Here is a 19,179-nt window from a genome sequence, read left to right as displayed (position 1 = left end):
CCAAAGTGGCATCAACACGTTATCTGACATAGCCCACCGTAGTACCGCCGTAGGACCAGCGTGTGACTTCGGCAGGAAAGATAGCGCGCACTCGAGCGATTCCCTAGCGTCTCAATTGAGTCACATCAAACCCGCGCGGTGCGATCCTCAATTTCAAACAATCCCGATACGGCACGCGCAATAAAAAACGCCGTGACTTTCGCCACGGCGTTCGGGTCCTGCTGGGCTCCCGCCTCGGGTGAGACGCAGGCAGCCGCTTCTCGAATGTGCCTTAGAACGACGGAACCATCGAGCCCTTGAACTCGTTCTTGATGAACTGGCGCACGTCTTCCGACTGGTAGGCGGCAACCAGTTTCTTCACCCACGGCTTGTCCTTGTCCTGGGTGCGAACGGCGATCAGGTTCGCGTACGGGCTGTGGATGTCCTCGATGGCGATGGCATCCTTGGTCGGCTGCAGGCCGGCGGCCAGCGCATAGTTCGTGTTGATCACAGCGGCGTCCACGTCGCCGAGCGCGCGCGGCAGTTGCGCGGCGTCCAGTTCGACGAGCTTGATCTTCTTCGGGTTCTCTGCGACGTCGAGCGGCGTGGCGTTGTTGCCGTTCGTGCCCGCGCCAGCGCGCAGCTTGATCAAGCCCTTGTTCTGCAGAAGCAGCAGCGCGCGGTTTTCGTTCGACGGGTCATTCGGCACGGCGACCTTCGCGCCTTGCGGCAGATCGTTCAGCGACTTGAGCTTCTTCGAGTACACGCCGATCGGCGAAATGTACGTGAGGCCCGCGTTCGCGAGCTTGTAGCCGCGCTGCTTGATCTGGCTGTCGAGGTACGGGCCGGTCTGGAAGCTGTTGGCGTCGAGGTCGCCGGCGTCGAGCGCGGCGTTCGGCTGCACATAGTCGTTGAATTCGATGACCTTGACGTTCAGACCTTCGCGCTTGGCGACCTTCTGGACGACGGCCCAGACCTGTGCGTCCGGACCCGAAACGGTGCCGACCCGGATAACCTGGTCGTCGGCGTGGGCGCCGAAGCTGACTGCGAGAGTGGTGGCGGCGACGCCGGCGAGGAGTGCTTTAATCAGATTTCTGCGCTGCATGGAGGTGATGTTCCTGCGTGGTTTTGTTGTTGCTCCGGTCACGCGGCGTTATGCGCCGTCTGCCGGACGATATAAATCGTCTCATATGGCGCCGGTTGCTGGAAATAATGAATTCGCATACTGGTATGCCAGCGCGACTCTGAGGCGCGCGTTCGCCCTTTCGCGGCGAACGCGCAAGGTGTCCCTTAGTCGGGATTCGAGCCGAGGAGGATCTTCAGATCGTGCAGCCAGGGCGTGACGCCCTGCCCGTCGCGCGCGAAGAGGCGCAGCTTGCCGGTCGTGTCGAACACGTAGCTCGCGGCCGTATGGTCCATCGTGTAGCTGTCAGGCGTGTTGCCGGGCACTTTCGCGTAGTACACGCGGAAGTCCTTCGCCACCTGCTTGAGCTGGTCCTCGCTCGCCGGGCGCAGCCCAATGAAGGTCGGGTTGAACGCAGCCGCATACTGGCCCAGGATCTGCGCGGTGTCGCGATCGGGATCGACGGTGACGAACAGCACCTGCACGCGCTTCGCCGCATCGGGCCCCAGTTGCTGGAGCGCCTGCGAGAGCTCGGCCATGGTGGTCGGGCAAACGTCCGGACAGTGCGTGTAGCCGAAGAACAGCACGACCACCTTGTCCTTGAAGTCGGCGAGCGTGCGTGTCTTGCCGTTCGTGTCGGGCAGCGCGAAGTCCTTGCCGAACTGCGTGTTGCCGGTAATGTCGAGGTTCGTGAACGAGGGAGGCTGCTGGCCGCAGCCCTCCAGAACCAGCGTGCCGCCAAGTGCGCCTGCGGCGGCAAGCGTAACAACCGTGGCGCGCACGAAGCGCGCAAGCGTGCGGTGGGCCATATCGTTACGCAGCGATGAGCGCATGCACGTAATGGTCGACGAGCAGCGCCATGAACAGCAACGAGAGGTAGACGATCGAATAGCGGAAAGTCTTGCGCGCGAGTGCATCGGAATACTCGACATAGATCTTCCACGCGTAGGCGAGGAACACCGCGCCGAGCAGCACGGCCGAAGCCAGATACACCACGCCGCTCATGCCGGAGATGTACGGCATCAGCGTGACCGCGAACAGGATCACGGTGTAGAGCAGGATATGCAGACGCGTGTACTTCTCGCCGTGCGTGTTGGGCAGCATCGGCAGGCCGGCGTTTTCGTAGTCCTTGCGGCGGTAGAGCGCGAGCGCCCAGAAGTGCGGCGGGGTCCACACGAAAATGATCAGCACGAGAATCCAGGCGTCTCCGGGCACGTGGCCCGTGACAGCGGCCCAGCCGAGCGCCGGCGGCATGGCGCCCGAGGCGCCGCCGATCACGATGTTCTGCGGCGTGGCCGGCTTGAGCAGCAGCGTGTAGATGATCGCGTAGCCGATGAAGGTCGCCACCGTGAGCCACATGGTCAGGGGATTGGCGAACGTGTACAGCACCCACATGCCGATGCCGCCGATCACCGCCGAGAAGATCAGGATCTGCGTGCTCGTGATCTCACCGCGTGCCGAAGGACGCCAGGCAGTGCGACGCATGCGCGCATCCACCTTTTGCTCGACCAGACAGTTGATCGCGAAGGCCGCGCCGGCCGTGAGCCAGATACCGACGGTGCCGCCGATCAGCTGTTTCCAGGGCACCATGCCCGGCACGGCGAGAAACATGCCGATGACGGCGCAAAACACGGCCAGTTGCGTGACGCGCGGCTTGGTGAGCGCGAGATATTGGGAAATCCGGCTACCGGGCGTCTGGGATAGGGTTGTACTTTCCATAGGGCGGGGTCACACCGCAGCGGTGTCGCGCGCAGGGAGAACGGCGCGGCCGGGGCGGCTACAAGCAATTCGAAAGTTTAGCACGACGACCAAAAGCAGCAGGATCGCCGCGCCACCGTTGTGCGCCACTGCCACGGGCAGCGGCCACTGCAGCACGATGTTAGAAAGCCCTGTCAGAAATTGGATGAGGATCACGATCATGATCCAATTTGCCGGGCGTCGCAGCGAGGCATAGCGTCGCAACTTGAGGGCGAACCATACCAGATAAGCGATTACGACGAACGCGAACGTACGATGCGTCCAGTGAATCGCAACGAGCGCATCCTGGGTGATCACGTCGCCGTTGCCGTCCATGCCGAGCGCGCGCCAGAGATGGAAGCCGTGATGGAAATCCATCGGCGGAATCCATGCGCCGTTGCAGGTCGGGAAGTCGGTGCAGGCGAGCACCGCGTAGTTCGTGCTCACCCAGCCGCCCAGCGCGATCTGCGCGACGAGCAGCACGAGCGCCGCCAGCGCGGCCACGCGCCAGCGCGCGGCGTCGGGTTCGTACGCGGGCAGCGGCGTCATGCGCGCGCCAAGCCACGCGAGCGAGCCGAGCAGCGTGAGGCCAAGCAGGAGGTGCGTCGTGACGATGATGGGCTGCAGCTTCATCGTCACCGTCCACGCGCCGAACACGCCCTGCACGAGAATCAGCCCGAGCAGCGCGGTGGGCCACCACGGCGACACGTGGAGCGGCAGGCGCTTGATGCGCGCGCGCCAGGCAATCGCCATCTGCGCAATGATCAGGACCCCGATCGCCATGGCGAAATAACGGTGGATCATCTCGATCCACGCCTTCGACATGCTCACGGGGCCGCTCGGCATGGCGAGATGCGCTGCGGCAATTTGCGCATGCGCGATAAACGGCGACGACGTGCCATAGCAACCCGGCCAGTCGGGACAGCCGAGACCCGAGTCGGTCAGGCGCGTGAAGCCGCCAAACATCACAAGGTCGAGCGTCATGAACGTCGTAAGCCACACGAGCTTGCGAAACTTGTTGTCGTCGGCCTTCACCCAGACCCACGAGAGCGGCAGCAACGCGATGCACAGGCCAATCAGGCCCAGCTCCAGGATAAACATCTCTATTACTCTTCTCTGTCAGACTCGCGCTGCGCACCTTAACCGATGCGGGACCACTTGAGCAGTTTAGTGACGTCTTGTTTGATTTTCGACGGATCGGCATTCGCCGGGAATCGCATCATGAGATTGCCGTTCGGATCGACCAGATAGATGTGGTCGGTGTCTTTCGACGTTTGCGTGGCGGGCAGCCACGCAGCGACCGCAACCGGATCGGCGCGCAGCATGCGGGTGTCGGCGTAGGCGCCCTTCACTTTCGCGGGAACGCTTGCGTCGTCGGTGCGCAGCCAGACCGTGACGACGCGCTCGCGCTCCGCGCCCTGCGTCGCGCGCACCTGGCGCATGAAGTAGAGCTTCGTGGCGCACGCTTCGTCGCAGTCGCCGCCATTCACCGAGATCATCAGCCAGCGGCCCTTGAGCGAGGCGAGCGGCACTTCGTGACCGTCGTCGCCCGTCACCATGAGCGCGTCGGGAATGGGCCGCTGCGGCTCGATGAGCGCGCCATAGCTCGTTGTACCGCCCTTCGGCTTGATCACGTAGTACGTGAAGTACGAAATGGCGATAGGCGCGCCGCAGATCAGCGCGATGGCGAGCAGCGTCCAGCGGCCACGCCGCTTTGCGTCCTTGTGCGCGTCTTTCTGCGCGGGCGTGGCGGCCGGCTGTGCGACCTGGGCGGAACGGGGGGATTGCGTCGACACTCTCGTGGAACCTCGCTTCTGTCGCTTTCAGTTGTCCATGTGCTGCACGTGCAGCGCCATTGTCCGGATCGTGTCGGAACGGAATTGATTCGTCCGACCAATCATCAGGCGTCCTTCGCGCTGGCAGCGTTTTGCCTTCCGGGCGCTTCGGCGTCCTGCCTGACCTCGCCTTCGGTGCGCTCTTTTGTCGCAGCGGCTTTGCCTGCGCCTTTCCCTGCTTTACGAGCCGCAAAAAGACCGAACCCGAGGGCCGCGAGCGCCATGCCCCACCACTGGAGCATATAGCCGTAGTTGCGCTCGACGTCGGTATTCGGCACCGGCCAGTCGCGCACGAGCCCATCCTGGAAGGCCGGCACGAAGCCGGTTTGCTGGATCACGAACGGTTGCAGCGGCAACCCGGTTTCCGCTGCGTAGGAAGCGACGCCGAGATTCTGCCGTATCTTCTGATGCGCTGCAGAGCCGCCCGCACCCAGTTCGAACGCACGCGAGGCATCCGCGCGCGCAATGCCTTCCACGACGACCGGCCCTGCCGGCGTGACATAGGGCGCGATTGTGGCGCGGTCTGCTATGTTGCGCGGCAACCAGCCGCGATTCACCAGCACGTAGCCACCGCCTTCGAGTTTAAGCGGCATGACGACATAAAAGCCCGGCTGATCGTTATAGGGACGATTGTCGAGATACACCACGCGCTCGGGCAGGAATGTGCCTGTCGCACGCACGCGATGAAACTCAATGGCCTTCAGCGCGAGCGGTGTGGCACCTACCGGTTGCGGCGTAGACGATTCGTACTGTGTGATTTGCGCCTGCAGCGCCTCCTTCTGATGCGCGCGGTCGCGCTGCCAGAAGCCGAGCCGGATCGTCACGGCCATCACGATCAGGATGAGCAATGCGGGGACGAGCCTGAATTTCATTGGGCACGTCCGATGCGAAACATACAAGTGATCGAACCCCGCGCCGTGTGGCACGGTGCGATAATGAGACAGGCGTTTTCAGGCATGCCAAATTCCGTGAACTTCATGCACATACTCGTCCCCGTTGCGTTCGCGCTGATCATCGCGAGCATGATCTCCGCGCTCTACTTCATGATGCACGACCGGGGCCGCACCAAGCGGATGGTCTGGTCGCTCGCCACGCGCGTGGGTCTGTCGATCTCGCTCTTTCTGTTCATTCTGTTCGCGCACTGGATGGGCTGGATTCAGTCCACCGGGATTCCTTACGGCCGCTGAGCGAAGCTGGCCGTCACCGGACACCGCAGCGCAAATCCACTGCTCAAAACACAAGGCGCCGCGCCGACGAGGTCGGGCGGCGCCTTGTTTCATTCTCATCCCTTCTCTGTGCAAGCGCCGCGGCCTGCGCGGCGCAACACGCGTCACAGCCAGTACACGACGACGTAGAGGCCGAGCCACACCACGTCAACGAAGTGCCAGTACCATGCCGCGCCTTCAAAGGCGAAATGATGTTCCGCCGTGAAGTGACCGCGAATGAGCCGGATCATCACGACCGTCAGCATCGTGCCGCCCAGGAACACGTGAAAGCCGTGGAAGCCCGTGAGCAGGAAGAACGTCGAACCGTAGATGCCCGAAGCGAGCGTGAGGTTCAGTTCGCCGTACGCGTGGATGTACTCGAACGCTTGCAGGAACAGGAAGCACACGCCCAGCACGATCGTCGCGGCGAGCCACGCGATGGCCTTCGAGCGATGGTTGTCGCGCAGCGCGTGGTGCGAAACGGTGAGCGTCGCGCCCGAGGAAAGCAGCAGCGCCGTGTTGATGGTCGGCACGGGCCACGGCGTCATCGAGCGGAAGTGCGAGACCAGTGCCGCAGGACCCGTGTTCGGCCAGACGGCCGAGAAGTCCGGCCAGATCAGCTTGTAATCGAGGCTGCCGAGTTGATGCAGGGCGATCGCACGGGCGTAGAAGAGCGCACCGAAGAACGCGCCGAAGAACATCACTTCCGAGAAGATGAACCAGCTCATGCTCCAGCGATACGACACGTCGACGCGCTTGCCGTACATGCCGCCTTCGGATTCGGCGATGGCGTCGCCGAACCAGTGCCACAGCGTGAAGAGCAGCCACAGCAGGCCGGCGAGCACGCCGATCGGCCCCCACGACTCGCCGTTGATCCACGAAGCGAGCGAAGAGAGCATGACCAGAAGCCCAATGGACGCGCTGATCGGATGCCGCGACGGGTGCGGTACGAAGTAGTACGGGCTATCGTTTTGGCCGCTCATGCCTGTTTCTCCAATTTCCAGTTGCACCGGACGTCGCCGGCTGCTTGTACCCGAGTGTGTCCTCGTTATTCACTGCATCGCGCGACGTTGCGCGCGCCAGGCTCATCCCACCACCGCGTGCACGATCAAGAGCAGCACGACGATGAACAGCACCGCGCCGATGATGCCCGCGACGATCAGCTGCACGGGGTGCAGGTTCGCGGCGTCGTCTTCGAGGTCGGCGCGTTTGCGCACGCCGAGAAAGGACCACGCCACCGCCTTCATCACCTGCAGGATGCCGCCCTTCTTCTTCGCCGGCCCTGTACCTGCGCCGCCGCGTTCGTCGCTCATGCGCCTTTCGCCTCCTGGCTTCGTTGCCAGAGCCTCATGCTCCCGCCGACTGTTTCGGCGGCGGCGGCACGGCCGGTTTGTTCAACTCGAAAAACGTGTACGACAGCGTGATCGTCTTCACGTCCTTCGGCAGCTTCGGGTCGATCACGAACACCACCGGCATGCGCTTCGTCTCGTTCGCCTTCAAGGTTTGCTGCGTGAAGCAGAAACACTCGATCTTGCGGAAGTACTCCGTCGCCTGCTTCGGCGCATAGCTCGGAATGGCCTGCGCGTCGATCGTGCGTCCTTCGTTGTTCGAAATGTCGTACATCACCGTCATGACTTCGCCCGGATGCACGTCGAGGCTCGTTTGCTCCGGCCTGAAGCCGAGGAGGCCCCGCGCGTTCGCGTCGAACTCGATCGAGATCGTGCGCGTCATGTCCACCTGCGTGTTGCGCGCCTCACGCTCCGTGGTATCGCGCTGCACGAGGTTGTTGATGCCCGTGACCTGGCAAATCGCCCGATACATCGGCACCAGTGCAAAACCAAAACCGAACATCAGCAGCGCCACGACGACGAGCTTGATGAGCATCGACCGGTTGAATGCGCGATCATTTCCAGCTTGCGTGGACATCGGACTTCCTCGAACGATCTTCCGGCAAACGCACTTCGCGTTAGTGGCCGGGGAAATACACCTGCTTGACGACGGCAGCCACAAAGAAGCCGACTACGACGGCCAGCAGAATGAGGCCGAGCCGCAGATTGCCCGCGCGGATCTGCTCGGGCGTACGTCTTTTTTGTGGATCCCGGGTCATACGTGCAACGCGGCTGGCCGCGGCTTCTCCTTGCATCGTGAATCGCCTCTTGTGCGTGCTGCGGTGAACACTGCGCGAAGACTGCGTTGAGACCGCGGGCTTCGTTCGCGTCCGGCCGTGTCCAGCCGGACGCCACAAACTCAACGACTCATTCGACCGTCGGCGGATTCTCGAACGTGTGGAACGGGGCCGGGCTCGGCACGGTCCATTCGAGGCCCGTTGCGCCGTCCCACGGCTTGTCGCTGGCTTTCTCCAGTTCGCCGCCGCCGCGGTATGCGGGCAGCGCCACCGCGAACAGGAAGTACACCTGAGAAAGGCCGAAGCCGAACGCACCGATCGTGATCACCTGATTCCAGTCCGTGAACTGGGCCGGATAGTCGGCATAGCGGCGCGGCATCCCGGCGAGGCCGACGAAGTGCATCGGCAGGAACGCGAGGTTGAAGAAGATCAGCGAGCACCAGAAGTGAATCTTGCCGCGCATTTCGTTGTACATCCAGCCGGTCCATTTTGGCGCCCAGTAGTACCACCCCGAGAACAGCGCGAATAATGATCCCGCCACCAGCACGTAATGGAAGTGCGCCACCACGAAATAGGTGCCGTGATACTGGATGTCGAGCGGCGCCATGGCGAGCATCAGGCCCGAGAGGCCGCCGAACGTGAACACGATCAGGAAGCCCACTGCCCACAGCATCGGCGTTTCGAAGCTGAGCGAGCCGCGCCACATCGTGGCGACCCAGTTGAACACCTTCACGCCAGTGGGCACGGCGATCAACATCGTCGCGTACATGAAGAAGAGCTGGCCCGTGACCGGCATGCCGGTCGCGAACATGTGGTGCGCCCAGACCATGAACGAGAGAATGGCGATCGACGCCGTGGCGTACACCATCGAGCTATAGCCGAACAGCGGCTTGCGCGAGAACGCCGGAATGACCTGCGAGACGATCCCGAACGCCGGCAAGATCATGATGTAGACCTCGGGGTGCCCGAAGAACCAGAAGATGTGCTGGTACATGACCGGGTCGCCGCCGCCGGCCGCATTGAAGAAGCTTGTGCCGAAGTGGCGGTCGAACAGCAGCATCGTGATCGCGCCTGCGAGCACCGGCATCACGGCGATCAGCAGGTAGGCGGTGATGAGCCACGTCCACACGAACATCGGCATCTTCATGAGCGTCATGCCCGGCGCGCGCAGGTTCAGGATGGTCACGACGATGTTGATGCCGCCCATGATCGACGAGGCGCCCATGATGTGCACCGCGAAGATCGCGAAGTCCATGCCCGGGCCCATCTGCGTGGAGAGCGGCGCGTAGAGCGTCCAGCCCGCTGCGGTCGCGCCGCCCGGCGAGAAGAACGAGCCGACCAGCAGGCACGCGGCGGCGGGCAGCAGCCAGAAGCTGAAGTTGTTCATGCGCGCGAACGCCATGTCCGAGGCGCCGATCTGCAGCGGAATCATCCAGTTCGCGAAGCCCACGAACGCCGGCATGATCGCGCCAAACACCATGATCAGGCCGTGCATCGTGGTGAGCTGGTTGAAGAACTCGGGGCGCATGATCTGCATGCCCGGCTCGAACAGTTCCGCACGAATCGCGAGCGCCATGACGCCGCCAGAAAGGAACATCACGAACGAGAAGAGCAGATACAGCGTTCCGATGTCCTTGTGGTTCGTCGCGAGCAGCCAGCGGCGCCAGCCGTGGGGCGTGGCGTGCGCGTGGTCGCCGTGCACGTGGCCGTGCCCTCCAGCTACATCGTGTCCGATGCTAGACATGTCTTATCTCCTGTCGATCGCCGCCTCACGCTGATGCGCTGACTGCGATCCCTTGCAAAATGATTGCGAAAGCGAATGGCCTTGCGTCTCTTGCTGCAGCGTTTGCCTGCTTTGTTATGTGCTCGCGCAGCGCTTGTCCTGCGTCTGTGCTGCTTGCCGTACTGGCGTGGCGACCGCTCAGGCCGCTGCGCTGATCTCCACCCGGCGCGCCTCTTTCGCGTTCGCGCCGCCCGTGATCGTTTCCGGCTTCTTCAGAATGATGTGGTCTTCAGCAATGCCTGCCGCCTTCAGCGCGTCGCGCACGGCTTGCGCGCGGCGCTTGGCGAGGTCCGCATTCGTGCTGGCGTTGCCGCTCGCATCGGTGTAGCCCGAGAGCGTGAATTTCGCGTCGGGATGCGCCTTCGCGTAGTCGGCTGCAGCCTGGATGGCGTCCTTCGCGTCGGCGGGCAGCGTGCTCTTGCCCACTTCGAAGTACACGCTTGCCGGCAGTGCCGCCGCGCTCGGCGCCTGTTCAGCGCCGCTTGCCGCTGCCGCACCGCTGGCCCCACTCGCTTCGGCAGCGCCGCTAGCCTCTTGCGCGCCGCTAGCCGCAGCCGCGTCGCTCGCGCCGCCCGCACCCGCCGCGGCGGTATGGTCGCCGCCCTCGGGCATCTTGCCGTTACGCGCGTCGGCCACCTGGCGCGGCTGCAGAATGTCGCCGGTGTGGTTGCCCCACGCGTTGCGCTCGTACGTGATGACCGAGGCGATCTCCACGTCGTTGAGCGTGGGCGCCCACGAAGGCATGGCGTTCTTGCCCTTCAGGACGATGCTCACGTGCTCGGCGACCGGGCCATTGGCCACCTTGCTGCCGTCGAGCGCCGGGAACGCGCCCGCGCCCTTGCCGGTGGGCTGGTGGCACACCGCGCAGTTCGACGCATAGACCTTCTCGCCGCGCTCCTTGAGCTCGGCCAGTGTGTAGGTCTTGTTCGGGTCGTCGTTGGCGGCGGCCATCTTCGCTTTTTGCGTATCGACCCACTTTGCATAGTCGTCGTCGGAGAGCACCTCGACCACGACCGGCATGAACGCATGCTCCTTGCCGCACAGTTCGGTACAGAAGCCGCGATAGGTGCCGACCTTGTCGGCCTTGAACCACGTGTCGCGCACGAAGCCCGGAATTGCGTCCTGCTTCACGCCGAATGCGGGCACGTACCACGAGTGCACGACGTCGTTGGCCGTCGTGATGATGCGGATCTTCTTGTTCACCGGCACGACGAGCGGATTGTCGACTTCCTGCAGATACGTATCGGTGATCGGCACCCGGTTGTTCACCTCGGAGCGCGGCGTGCTGAGCGTGGAGAGGAAATTGATGCCCTCGCCCGGCCCCTTCACGTAGTCGTAGCCCCATTTCCACTGGTACCCCGTGACCTTCACGGTGAGGTCGGCGTTGGACGTGTCCTTCATCGCCACGACGGCCTTGGTGGCGGGCAGCGCCATCAGCACGACGATGATGAACGGCACCACCGTCCAGATGATTTCGACCGTGGTGCTCTCATGGAAGTGAGCCGCCTTGTGGCCCTTCGATTTACGGTGCGCGTAGATCGAATAGAACATGACGCCGAACACGCCGACAAAAATCACGGCGCACAAGAGCAGCATCATCATGTGGAGGCTGTAGAGCTCTTCGGCGATGCGCGTGACGGGCGGCTGAAAATTGATCTCGTTCACCGCAGGGCCGCCTGGGCTGTCTCCGACTGCGAGTGCCGCGCCGGCGACGAGGAATCCGCTGCACGCCAGCACGCCCTGGAGGGCTCGCTTGATTGTTTTCATAGCTTCCTTACCCATAATTTCCATTCAAACCCTCGACCCCGCAGGAAGGTTTTGCAACCAGGGCGCCCCCTGGGACGCTCATACCGCCAACCGGGCAACTCACGCGCCGCGCATTAACCCGCGCGCGCAAGCCATGCACGCAGTTCCCGCGCGAACTGCGCACGCCGATATTGCGGCAGATGCAACCCGACAGCGACCGCCTGACCGCGGGACACGAGACGCACCGGGTCGCGTGGGGTCGCGCCCGGCTCGACCCGGACCCAGCGGGGATTGAATTCGAACTGCGTGAGCGCGTCGGCGCTCATCTGTTCGATCACCAGCCGGTTCGGATAAAGCCTGATACGTTCGTAATCGACAGCATGGCGCGCATAAATGACAAAAGCGCCGCCTACTACCAACAGATCGATACCGGTAAACGGCAAAACCAGCCAGGCGCCGTGGATCAACAACAGAACGGCGATCGCGATGGAAACCAGCGCCAGCGAAACATAGAAGAACACGAATTGCCTGGGCGAAACCGAACAGTTGCGCTTCATGGTCCAGTCTTTCAGGACCGGCTCCGGACTCGCCAGCAGATCAGGCGCCTGCATCGCTCGCCTCCCCCACTTGCAACTTCGCCAGACTATCGCCGCGCTGCGCCTCGCACAACTACGGGAACATCTGGACTTGCCACAATGGATTTTGGGGACCCTTCCGTGCAGCAAACTGACGCATTATAGGCGCGATCCCCAGCCCTCACAAGCAAGCATCAATCGCCCGCAAACCCATGACAGACGGGCCTTGCAGCGATTTTTCAAGCATTTTCCAGGGGCTTTTCAGGCGCTAATTTCAGGCATAACGAAAGCCCCCTTACCACGTTACCGATTCCTTGCCGGACCCCGGCCGATGTCTTCGATGCGCACGATGCCATGGCCTTCGGCGGTCATGCGCGGCACGGCCTTCCACGCGTGGCCGTAGATGATCTCGAAGGTCAGCGGGATCGTGCCCGCGTGCGGCCCATCCGTACGGCGGCGCGCCTCTAGCGCGGCCACGAGCGCACGGTGCAGGCGCCGCGCGCCGTGCGTACCGCCGCTTTCACCCTCGCCATCGCCGTGGCGCTCGAACGGATACGCGCCCCAGCGGCGCACATCGGCGAGCAGCTTTTCCGGCGTCTTGTAGGTGATGGTGAGCGTTTCCTGGTCCATCACCGGAATCTCGAAGCCGTTCTCGACGAGCATGTCGCCAAGATCGTGCATGTCGACGAAATCGATCACGTGCGCGCGCGTCGGCACGCCGTGCGCGGCTTCCACCTCGGCGTACGCGCCGCGCAACTCCTTGAGCGTGTCGGGCCCGAGCGTGCTGAACATCAGCAGCCCGTTGACCTTGAGCACGCGCTGCCACTCCCCGAACACGAGGTCGGGGCGCGGATGCCAATGCAGTGCGAGATTCGACCACAGCAGTTCGAACGCGTCATGCGCGAACGGCAGTGCCGCGAAGTCGGCCTGCGCAACACGCGGACCGCGCGAGCCGAGCGCGCGGCCAACCGATGCGGGCAGAAAGCGCCGCCAGCTCGTGTCGGGGGCGTCGTGCTCGCGGGCGCGGCGCAGCATGGCGAGGGAGAGATCAGTGCCGAACACGGGCGCTTCGGGAAAGCGCTCGCGCAAGCCGGGCAGATCGTCGCCCTGGCCGCACGCGATGTCGAGCACGGCCGCGGGATTCACTTTGATGTATTCGAGGCGCTCGCGCATGCGTTGCGCGATTTCACGCGGCAGGAACGCAACGTCGTCGAAAGTCGCCGCGCGGCGATCGAAGATGCGCCGCAGGTGCCGGGTGTCATAGTCCGGACGGCCAGTTCTTGCGGGAGACGGGGACATGTCGGTCGTATTGGCGAAGTCTGCGAAGTATACTCGCTCACTCCTTTCCTTTCAGTCACGCGAGCCCGCTGCCCGGGCCGTCCTTCGATGCCGCCGCGCCCTATTTCACGTGAGCCACGCAATCCACCGCGTGTCACGCCGACCGCTTCGGACCACGCACCGCACCGCATTCGTCATGCGGTTGTTGCGCGCGTCTGTCGACAGGCGCGGGCGCTGCCGTCACGGCTTGCCCACTTCGTGCTGCCCAATCTGTGCCCATTATGCGGCAATTTGACGCGAGCCACGCTCTGTGTGTGCTGCGATGCGGCGTACTGGAATGAGCCACGGCTGCGCTGTACGGTCTGCGCCATGCCGCTCGCGCACAGGCGCGGTGCGGCGGCGCGCGCACGCTACCGCTGCGAGGCCTGCGTCGACGCGCCGCCCGCATTCGACGCAACGCTCGCGCTCGCCGACTATCGCGCGCCGCTCGACCTGCTCGCGCGGGGCCTGAAGTTTCGCGCGCGCCTCGCGCTCGGCGAGGAATTCGCGCGACGCCTCGCGCTCGCGGCACAAGATATGTCCGACGAACAGGGCATGCCCGAGATCGTCGTGCCGGTGCCGCTCTCGCGCGAACGCCTGATCGAGCGCGGCTACAACCAGGCCTGGCAGATCGCGCGGCCGCTCGCACGGCGCCTGGGCACGCACGCGGACGCCACGCTCGTCCGACGCATTCTGCATACGGCGCCGCAATCGAAGCTCGATCGCGAAACGCGCCGCCGCAATGTCGGCCGGGCGTTCGCGCTCACGCGGCCACTTTGCGGCCAACATGTGGGCGTGGTCGACGACGTGATGACTTCGGGCGCTACGCTCGACGCGCTCGCACGTACGCTCAAAGCCGCCGGCGCACGGCGCGTGACGAATTTTGTCGCGCTGCGCACGCCGAAAGACTGATCGGCCTCACACTATTCAAGACATCGAGAGAGTTTTATCGCCATGTTCAACGTCGTTCTCGTCGAACCCGAAATTCCGCCGAACACCGGCAACGTGATTCGCCTGTGCGCGAACACCGGGGCGCGGCTGCATCTGATCGAGCCGCTCGGCTTCCCCCTCGACGACACGAAGCTGCGCCGCGCGGGCCTCGATTACCACGAATACGCGCAGATGCACGTCCACGCCAACTGGGACGCCTTCATCGCCAAAGAAGCACCGGATGCAGCACGCATGTTCGCGTTCACGACGCGAGGCTCGGGCCGCTTTCACTCGCACGCCTTCCAGCCCGGCGACTGGTTCGTGTTCGGCGCGGAAACGCGCGGCCTGCCCGATGCAGTGCTCGAGCGCTTCGAAACACCGCAACGCGTACGGCTGCCGATGCGGCCGGGCAACCGCAGCCTGAATCTCTCGAACACGGTCGCGGTCGTGGTTTTCGAAGCGTGGCGTCAGGCCGGGTTCGAAGGGGGCGAATAAAGCAAATGCTACGCGTTGCCCCGCGCCGCGAGTTCATCCTCGTAGCGCGCAAGCATCGCGTTGTCGAAGCACGCGAAGATCACATGCTCGAGCGCGGGCGATTTGGGTAATGCGTCGATCACAGTCGCGACTGCAATCTTCACCGCGTCGTCGGCGGGAAAACGGTAGATGCCGCAACTGATTGCCGGAAACGCGATGCTCGCCACGCCCGCCTCGCGCGCGCAGTCGAGCGAGCGCCGGTAACACGAAGCCAGCAGATGTGCTTCATCACGGCCGCCGCCATACCAGACGGGGCCCACGGTGTGGATCACGTGTTTCGCGGGAAGGCGATACCCGCCAGTGATTTTGGCGTCGCCGGTCGGGCAGCCGTTCAGCGTCTCGCACTCGCGCAGCAGGTCCGGCCCGGCGGCGCGATGAATCGCGCCATCCACGCCGCCGCCGCCGAGCAGCGATCCGTTCGCGGCGTTGACGATCGCATCGACCTTCAACGTGGTGATGTCGACGGCCTGCGCCTCGATGCGGCACTTTCCGATGGTCAGCATACAGTCCTCCTTTGCGCTCGGGTCCCACGCAATACGCGCGTAGTTCACGCAAAGCGCAGCAGGACCGAAGCGCCCTACTCCGCCTTCGCGTCGCGCCGCAGCAGCGCGCTCACGGCGTCGCGCGGCGTGACACCGTCGAACAGCACCGCGCATACCGCCTGGGTAATCGGCATCTCGATGCCATGCGCGCGCGCGAGTGCCAGCACGGCCTGCGCACAGCGCACGCCTTCGGCCACATGGCCGAGTGCGCCGAGGATGTCGTCGAGTGTGCGGCCGCTCGCGAGTTGCTTGCCCACGGTGCGATTGCGCGAAAGGTCGCCCGTGGCCGTGAGAATGAGGTCGCCGAGGCCGGTGAGCCCCGTGAAGGTTTCCGCACGCCCGCCGAGCGTAACGCCAAGGCGCGTCATCTCCGCGAGGCCGCGCGTGATGAGCGCGGCGCGTGCATTCAGGCCGAGGCCCAGGCCATCGGCGATGCCGGTCGCGATCGCGAGTACGTTCTTGACCGCGCCGCCCACCTCGACGCCGACCACGTCGTCGCCGGTATAGATGCGCATGGCGCGGTGATGGAACGCGGCGAGCGTGCGCTCGCGGCAGTCGGCGGAGGTGCTTGCCACCGTCAACGCGACGGGCAGGCCCTCGCCCACTTCGCGCGCGAAGCTCGGCCCCGACAGCACGCCGTTGCTCGCGTGGCCGGGCAGTTCGGCGGCCACGACCTGATGCGGCATCAGTTGCGATTCAGCTTCGAAGCCCTTGCAGAGCCAGACGAAGTGCGCGGGCACGCGGCCCATGTCGCGCAGCGTGCAGAGCATGCCGCGCAGGCCCGCCACGGGCGTGGCGAGCACGACGAGATCTGCCTCGCCCGAAGCATGGTCGAGCGCGGCAGCGAGATCGGTTTCGTATTCGAGAGACTTGGGCAGCGCAACGCCCGCCAGATAGCGGGCGTTTTCATGCGTCTTGCGCAAGGTGTCGACGAGCGCGCCATCGCGCGCCCACAACAGCGTGTGATGCGCCTGGGCGAGGTGCCCTGCCAGCGCGGTGCCCCACGCTCCGGCGCCGAGAACGGCGATGTTCATTCCGATACTCCGCACCGGTAGTTCGTGGAAACGATCAACGCGCGCTTTAGTGCGTCGCGCTGCTTGCGCCGTCTTGCTGGGCGAGTTGCTGCAGGCGTTGCTCGTAGAGCGCCTGGAAGTTGATCTCGGCCAGGTGGATCGGCGGGAAGCCTGCACGCGTGATCGCGTCGGCGATGTTCGAGCGCAGGTACGGGAACAGGATGGTCGGGCAGGCGATGCCGACGAGCGGATCGACCTGTTCGGCCGGGATGTTGCGGATGTCGAAAATGCCGGCTTGCTTCGCTTCGATCAGGAACGCAACCTTGTCCTTGACCTTGGCCGTGACGGTGCCGGTGACGATGATCTCGAACACCGTATCGGCGAGGCGCTCGGCCTTGACGTCGACTTCCACTTCGACCGAAGGCATGTCCTGCTCAAGGAAGATGGCCGGCGAATTCGGCTGCTCGAGCGACATGTCCTTGAGGTAGATGCGCTGGATATTGAAGAACGGCTGGTTGTTCTCGTCAGACATGGTGTATGGCTTCCCTGATTGAATGGATCACGGCGGCATTATCGCGACATCTTGAAGTCCCGAAAATGCGCCGCACTACGGCAATGAACGGCAACAGGCCCGCGCAAGCCTCGCTGGCTCGCGCGGGCCGAAACCCTGCGTCGCTACGCCACGCTGCGCAGCCCGCCCGCGGACGAGGTCCCACGGCGATCGTGGCTGCTAATCAGGCTATGAATCAGCCTGGGCTCAGCGCCTCTAACCTCAGACGGTTTCGAGCAGCGGCGTCAAGCCGCCCGCACGGTCGAGCGCGGAGAGGTCATCGTAACCGCCCACGTGCGTCTCGCCGATGAAAACCTGCGGCACAGTACGCCGGCCGGTGCGCGTCATCATCTCTTCGCGCCGCGCCGGGTCCCGGTCGATCAGCACTTTCTCGATGTGTTCGACGCCGCGCGACTTTAAAAGACGCTCGGCCATCTGGCAATACGGGCACACCTGGGTGCTGTACATGACCACTTTGCTCACTTCGAACCTCCTTGTTTCACGACCGGCATTCCGGCCTGCTGCCAGGCGTTCACGCCGCCGTCCAGCACGTGGACCTCGGCAAAACCGGCGTCCTTCACGAGGCGCAGCGCCTTGTGCGACTGCTGGCCCGTCTGGCAGACCAGCAACACCGGGTTGCTCTTGTTCTTCACGAGCTGGCCGATCTTCGTCTCGAGTTCGCCAAATTCAACCTGGCGCGCCGACGGAAGATGGCCCTTCGCGAATTCACCCGCGGGACGCAGGTCGACCACCACGGCATTGCGGCGGTTGATGAGCTGCGTCGCCTCGGCGGTCGAAACGCCGCCGCGGCCGCCGCGCTTGAGCGTCGGCCACAGGAGCAACCCTCCTGAGATGAGGACGATCGCGATGAGTACAAGGTTGATGTAATTGGTGAAGAACGTCACGGAGGGTCCGCCGGAAAAAGGGAAAGTCAGAGAAATCGTGCGAAATCGGGTTCGGGCAATCCGCTCATTATAAAATAACCGTTTGTCGCAGGGTTACCGCCCCCCAGCCCGGGCGTGCAGCCCGCCGGACTGGACGGCCGCCATGGTGTAGCCGCGGCGTTGCGCCTCCCGTCCCCGATTACCGCTTCCTTCACTACCGACCGGCATCCTCATGTACAAACTCGTACTCATCCGCCACGGCGAATCGACGTGGAACAAGGAAAACCGCTTCACCGGCTGGGTGGACGTCGACCTCACCGAGCAGGGCAACCGCGAAGCGCAGCAGGCAGGCCAGCTGCTCAAGGAGTCCGGCTACACGTTCGACATCGCCTACACCTCGGTGCTCAAGCGCGCGATCCGCACGCTCTGGCACGTGCAGGACCAGATGGACCAGATGTACCTGCCCGTGGTCCACTCGTGGCGCCTGAACGAGCGTCACTACGGCGCGCTTTCGGGCCTGAACAAGGCCGAAACGGCCGAAAAATTCGGCGACGAGCAGGTGCTGGTCTGGCGCCGCAGCTACGACACGCCGCCGCCCGCGCTCGAGCCGACCGACTCGCGCACGGCGTACAACGATCCGCGCTACGCAAGGGTGCCGCGCGAGGAACTGCCGCTCACCGAGTGCCTGAAGGACACGGTCGCGCGCGTGCTGCCGATCTGGAACGAGTCGATCGCACCGGCCATCAAGGCGGGCAAGAAGGTGGTGATCGCCGCGCACGGCAACTCGATCCGCGCGCTCGTGAAGTACCTCGACAACATCTCGGATGACGACATCGTCGGGCTGAACATCCCGAACGGCGTGCCGCTCGTCTATGAGCTGGACGAGAACCTCAAGCCCATCACGCACTACTATCTGGGCGACGCCGAAGCCATCGCGAAGGCGCAGGCCGCTGTCGCGAACCAGGGCAAGAAGGCAGGCTAAGGGTCCGCGTTTTCCTTTATCGGCCGCGTCCCGGCCGTGCCTCGTTCACGTGCCTGGTACGTTCAGGCAGCCGCCGGCCCGACGGACCGGCGGCCTCCGCAATTCGTTGCACATTCCCCTTTTCCGCTTTTCGGGTCCTGGCTGGCAAGATTGCCAGCGCCCTGCCAGCACCGCGCCAGCACTGGATTGACGGCACACGGTTTGCGAACCAGGTGCCGGCCGCACTGTCTTAGTCCCATCGTACGCGCCTTATACACAGCCACGGCGGGTGTGCAGTTATACTTGTCCGTCGCTTTTCCAATAGACGCTGCCACGCGCC

General features: G+C 64.1%; 23 protein-coding genes. 4 read left to right on the top strand and 19 right to left on the bottom strand.

Annotated features, from left to right (window positions below; genetic code table 11):
- Nucleotides 1-271: 271 nt before the first annotated feature.
- The 6 genes from U5A57_RS01830 to U5A57_RS01805 form a co-directional block, all read right to left on the bottom strand.
- On the bottom strand, nucleotides 272-1,084 hold the full coding sequence (locus U5A57_RS01830) for a MetQ/NlpA family ABC transporter substrate-binding protein (protein WP_321907627.1): 813 nt from the start codon (nucleotides 1,082-1,084) through the stop codon (nucleotides 272-274).
- Nucleotides 1,085-1,269: 185 nt separating this feature from the next.
- Nucleotides 1,270-1,911 carry an SCO family protein gene (locus U5A57_RS01825; RefSeq protein WP_321907625.1) on the bottom strand — a complete coding sequence of 214 codons (642 nt, stop codon included), beginning with the start codon at nucleotides 1,909-1,911 and terminating at the stop codon, nucleotides 1,270-1,272.
- Between the two features lie 4 nt (nucleotides 1,912-1,915).
- Nucleotides 1,916-2,821 (bottom strand): heme o synthase, encoded by a 906-nt coding sequence (gene cyoE / locus U5A57_RS01820; RefSeq protein WP_321907624.1) that lies wholly within the window; start codon nucleotides 2,819-2,821, stop codon nucleotides 1,916-1,918.
- A gap of 9 nt (nucleotides 2,822-2,830) precedes the next feature.
- Nucleotides 2,831-3,940: a COX15/CtaA family protein gene (locus U5A57_RS01815; protein WP_321907623.1), complete on the bottom strand. Its 1,110-nt coding sequence runs from the start codon at nucleotides 3,938-3,940 to the stop codon at nucleotides 2,831-2,833.
- 38 nt (nucleotides 3,941-3,978) lie between these two features.
- Nucleotides 3,979-4,635 carry a cytochrome C oxidase subunit I gene (locus U5A57_RS01810; protein WP_321907622.1) on the bottom strand — a complete coding sequence of 219 codons (657 nt, stop codon included), beginning with the start codon at nucleotides 4,633-4,635 and terminating at the stop codon, nucleotides 3,979-3,981.
- 104 nt (nucleotides 4,636-4,739) lie between these two features.
- The gene (locus U5A57_RS01805; protein WP_321907620.1) at nucleotides 4,740-5,546 is read right to left on the bottom strand and encodes an SURF1 family protein; all 807 of its coding nucleotides are present in this window, start codon (nucleotides 5,544-5,546) and stop codon (nucleotides 4,740-4,742) included.
- A gap of 105 nt (nucleotides 5,547-5,651) precedes the next feature.
- Here U5A57_RS01805 and U5A57_RS01800 point away from each other — a divergent pair, with 105 nt between their 5' ends.
- Nucleotides 5,652-5,861: a twin transmembrane helix small protein gene (locus tag U5A57_RS01800; RefSeq protein WP_028201826.1), complete on the top strand. Its 210-nt coding sequence runs from the start codon at nucleotides 5,652-5,654 to the stop codon at nucleotides 5,859-5,861.
- Nucleotides 5,862-6,004: 143 nt separating this feature from the next.
- On the opposite strand, the gene U5A57_RS01795 is transcribed toward U5A57_RS01800, so the two are convergent.
- The 8 genes from U5A57_RS01795 to U5A57_RS01760 all read right to left on the bottom strand — a co-directional run bounded on the left by U5A57_RS01795 (nucleotide 6,005) and on the right by U5A57_RS01760 (nucleotide 13,407).
- Nucleotides 6,005-6,862 carry a cytochrome c oxidase subunit 3 gene (locus U5A57_RS01795; RefSeq protein WP_321907617.1) on the bottom strand — a complete coding sequence of 286 codons (858 nt, stop codon included), beginning with the start codon at nucleotides 6,860-6,862 and terminating at the stop codon, nucleotides 6,005-6,007.
- Between the two features lie 102 nt (nucleotides 6,863-6,964).
- A complete protein-coding gene (locus tag U5A57_RS01790) occupies nucleotides 6,965-7,192 on the bottom strand; it encodes a DUF2970 domain-containing protein (protein ID WP_321907615.1) in 228 nt (75 codons plus the stop codon).
- A gap of 34 nt (nucleotides 7,193-7,226) precedes the next feature.
- Nucleotides 7,227-7,805, bottom strand: a complete 579-nt coding sequence (locus tag U5A57_RS01785) for a cytochrome c oxidase assembly protein (protein ID WP_321907614.1) — start codon at nucleotides 7,803-7,805, stop codon at nucleotides 7,227-7,229.
- A 40-nt stretch (nucleotides 7,806-7,845) separates the two neighbouring features.
- Nucleotides 7,846-7,986 carry a cytochrome oxidase small assembly protein gene (locus U5A57_RS01780; RefSeq protein ID WP_208867222.1) on the bottom strand — a complete coding sequence of 47 codons (141 nt, stop codon included), beginning with the start codon at nucleotides 7,984-7,986 and terminating at the stop codon, nucleotides 7,846-7,848.
- 148 nt (nucleotides 7,987-8,134) lie between these two features.
- Nucleotides 8,135-9,748: a cytochrome c oxidase subunit I gene (ctaD, locus tag U5A57_RS01775; protein WP_158756829.1), complete on the bottom strand. Its 1,614-nt coding sequence runs from the start codon at nucleotides 9,746-9,748 to the stop codon at nucleotides 8,135-8,137.
- 177 nt (nucleotides 9,749-9,925) lie between these two features.
- Nucleotides 9,926-11,578, bottom strand: coding sequence for a cytochrome c oxidase subunit II (gene coxB / locus U5A57_RS01770; RefSeq protein ID WP_321907610.1), 1,653 nt, complete (start codon nucleotides 11,576-11,578; stop codon nucleotides 9,926-9,928).
- Between the two features lie 89 nt (nucleotides 11,579-11,667).
- Nucleotides 11,668-12,144, bottom strand: a complete 477-nt coding sequence (locus tag U5A57_RS01765; protein ID WP_158756827.1) for a DUF2244 domain-containing protein — start codon at nucleotides 12,142-12,144, stop codon at nucleotides 11,668-11,670.
- A 267-nt stretch (nucleotides 12,145-12,411) separates the two neighbouring features.
- Nucleotides 12,412-13,407 (bottom strand): methyltransferase domain-containing protein, encoded by a 996-nt coding sequence (locus tag U5A57_RS01760; RefSeq protein WP_321907608.1) that lies wholly within the window; start codon nucleotides 13,405-13,407, stop codon nucleotides 12,412-12,414.
- Nucleotides 13,408-13,575: 168 nt separating this feature from the next.
- Between U5A57_RS01760 and U5A57_RS01755 the strand changes: the two genes are divergently transcribed.
- Nucleotides 13,576-14,337 (top strand): ComF family protein, encoded by a 762-nt coding sequence (locus U5A57_RS01755; RefSeq protein ID WP_415774570.1) that lies wholly within the window; start codon nucleotides 13,576-13,578, stop codon nucleotides 14,335-14,337.
- A gap of 42 nt (nucleotides 14,338-14,379) precedes the next feature.
- Nucleotides 14,380-14,850 carry a tRNA (uridine(34)/cytosine(34)/5-carboxymethylaminomethyluridine(34)-2'-O)-methyltransferase TrmL gene (gene trmL, locus U5A57_RS01750; protein WP_321907606.1) on the top strand — a complete coding sequence of 157 codons (471 nt, stop codon included), beginning with the start codon at nucleotides 14,380-14,382 and terminating at the stop codon, nucleotides 14,848-14,850.
- Between the two features lie 8 nt (nucleotides 14,851-14,858).
- On the opposite strand, the gene U5A57_RS01745 is transcribed toward trmL, so the two are convergent.
- From U5A57_RS01745 to U5A57_RS01725, 5 genes are all read right to left on the bottom strand, one after another.
- Entirely contained in the window at nucleotides 14,859-15,392 is a 534-nt protein-coding gene (locus U5A57_RS01745; protein ID WP_321907605.1) for an O-acetyl-ADP-ribose deacetylase, read from the bottom strand.
- Nucleotides 15,393-15,466: 74 nt separating this feature from the next.
- Nucleotides 15,467-16,465 (bottom strand): NAD(P)H-dependent glycerol-3-phosphate dehydrogenase, encoded by a 999-nt coding sequence (locus U5A57_RS01740; protein ID WP_321907603.1) that lies wholly within the window; start codon nucleotides 16,463-16,465, stop codon nucleotides 15,467-15,469.
- Between the two features lie 46 nt (nucleotides 16,466-16,511).
- Nucleotides 16,512-16,976 carry a protein-export chaperone SecB gene (gene secB, locus U5A57_RS01735; RefSeq protein ID WP_133185322.1) on the bottom strand — a complete coding sequence of 155 codons (465 nt, stop codon included), beginning with the start codon at nucleotides 16,974-16,976 and terminating at the stop codon, nucleotides 16,512-16,514.
- Between the two features lie 240 nt (nucleotides 16,977-17,216).
- Nucleotides 17,217-17,477, bottom strand: a complete 261-nt coding sequence (gene grxC / locus U5A57_RS01730; RefSeq protein WP_321907600.1) for a glutaredoxin 3 — start codon at nucleotides 17,475-17,477, stop codon at nucleotides 17,217-17,219.
- Nucleotides 17,474-17,899: a rhodanese-like domain-containing protein gene (locus U5A57_RS01725; protein WP_042270087.1), complete on the bottom strand. Its 426-nt coding sequence runs from the start codon at nucleotides 17,897-17,899 to the stop codon at nucleotides 17,474-17,476. The genes grxC and U5A57_RS01725 overlap by 4 nt, the downstream gene beginning before the upstream one ends.
- Nucleotides 17,900-18,110: 211 nt before the next feature.
- Between U5A57_RS01725 and gpmA the strand changes: the two genes are divergently transcribed.
- A complete protein-coding gene (gene gpmA, locus U5A57_RS01720; protein ID WP_321907599.1) occupies nucleotides 18,111-18,860 on the top strand; it encodes a 2,3-diphosphoglycerate-dependent phosphoglycerate mutase in 750 nt (249 codons plus the stop codon).
- Nucleotides 18,861-19,179 lie beyond the last annotated feature (319 nt).

It is taken from the genome of Paraburkholderia sp. J11-2 (genome assembly GCF_905220185.1).
Lineage (GTDB): Bacteria > Pseudomonadota > Gammaproteobacteria > Burkholderiales > Burkholderiaceae > Paraburkholderia.
This window is presented reverse-complemented; position numbering and strand designations above follow the sequence as displayed.

What these genes read in the sequence shown, in the direction of transcription:
- U5A57_RS01815 (WP_321907623.1), bottom strand. Translation starts at nt 3,940, where the DNA reads ATGTTTATCCTGGAGCTGGGCCTGATTGGCCTGTGCATCGCGTTGCTG.
- U5A57_RS01790 (WP_321907615.1), bottom strand. Translation starts at nt 7,192, where the DNA reads ATGAGCGACGAACGCGGCGGCGCAGGTACAGGGCCGGCGAAGAAGAAG.
- U5A57_RS01800 (WP_028201826.1), top strand. Translation starts at nt 5,652, where the DNA reads ATGCACATACTCGTCCCCGTTGCGTTCGCGCTGATCATCGCGAGCATG.
- U5A57_RS01760 (WP_321907608.1), bottom strand. Translation starts at nt 13,407, where the DNA reads ATGTCCCCGTCTCCCGCAAGAACTGGCCGTCCGGACTATGACACCCGG.
- U5A57_RS01765 (WP_158756827.1), bottom strand. Translation starts at nt 12,144, where the DNA reads ATGCAGGCGCCTGATCTGCTGGCGAGTCCGGAGCCGGTCCTGAAAGAC.
- secB (WP_133185322.1), bottom strand. Translation starts at nt 16,976, where the DNA reads ATGTCTGACGAGAACAACCAGCCGTTCTTCAATATCCAGCGCATCTAC.
- U5A57_RS01785 (WP_321907614.1), bottom strand. Translation starts at nt 7,805, where the DNA reads ATGTCCACGCAAGCTGGAAATGATCGCGCATTCAACCGGTCGATGCTC.
- gpmA (WP_321907599.1), top strand. Translation starts at nt 18,111, where the DNA reads ATGTACAAACTCGTACTCATCCGCCACGGCGAATCGACGTGGAACAAG.
- U5A57_RS01795 (WP_321907617.1), bottom strand. Translation starts at nt 6,862, where the DNA reads ATGAGCGGCCAAAACGATAGCCCGTACTACTTCGTACCGCACCCGTCG.
- U5A57_RS01805 (WP_321907620.1), bottom strand. Translation starts at nt 5,546, where the DNA reads ATGAAATTCAGGCTCGTCCCCGCATTGCTCATCCTGATCGTGATGGCC.
- cyoE (WP_321907624.1), bottom strand. Translation starts at nt 2,821, where the DNA reads ATGGAAAGTACAACCCTATCCCAGACGCCCGGTAGCCGGATTTCCCAA.
- U5A57_RS01745 (WP_321907605.1), bottom strand. Translation starts at nt 15,392, where the DNA reads ATGCTGACCATCGGAAAGTGCCGCATCGAGGCGCAGGCCGTCGACATC.
- trmL (WP_321907606.1), top strand. Translation starts at nt 14,380, where the DNA reads ATGTTCAACGTCGTTCTCGTCGAACCCGAAATTCCGCCGAACACCGGC.
- U5A57_RS01825 (WP_321907625.1), bottom strand. Translation starts at nt 1,911, where the DNA reads ATGGCCCACCGCACGCTTGCGCGCTTCGTGCGCGCCACGGTTGTTACG.
- U5A57_RS01830 (WP_321907627.1), bottom strand. Translation starts at nt 1,084, where the DNA reads ATGCAGCGCAGAAATCTGATTAAAGCACTCCTCGCCGGCGTCGCCGCC.
- U5A57_RS01740 (WP_321907603.1), bottom strand. Translation starts at nt 16,465, where the DNA reads ATGAACATCGCCGTTCTCGGCGCCGGAGCGTGGGGCACCGCGCTGGCA.
- U5A57_RS01780 (WP_208867222.1), bottom strand. Translation starts at nt 7,986, where the DNA reads ATGACCCGGGATCCACAAAAAAGACGTACGCCCGAGCAGATCCGCGCG.
- ctaD (WP_158756829.1), bottom strand. Translation starts at nt 9,748, where the DNA reads ATGTCTAGCATCGGACACGATGTAGCTGGAGGGCACGGCCACGTGCAC.
- coxB (WP_321907610.1), bottom strand. Translation starts at nt 11,578, where the DNA reads ATGGAAATTATGGGTAAGGAAGCTATGAAAACAATCAAGCGAGCCCTC.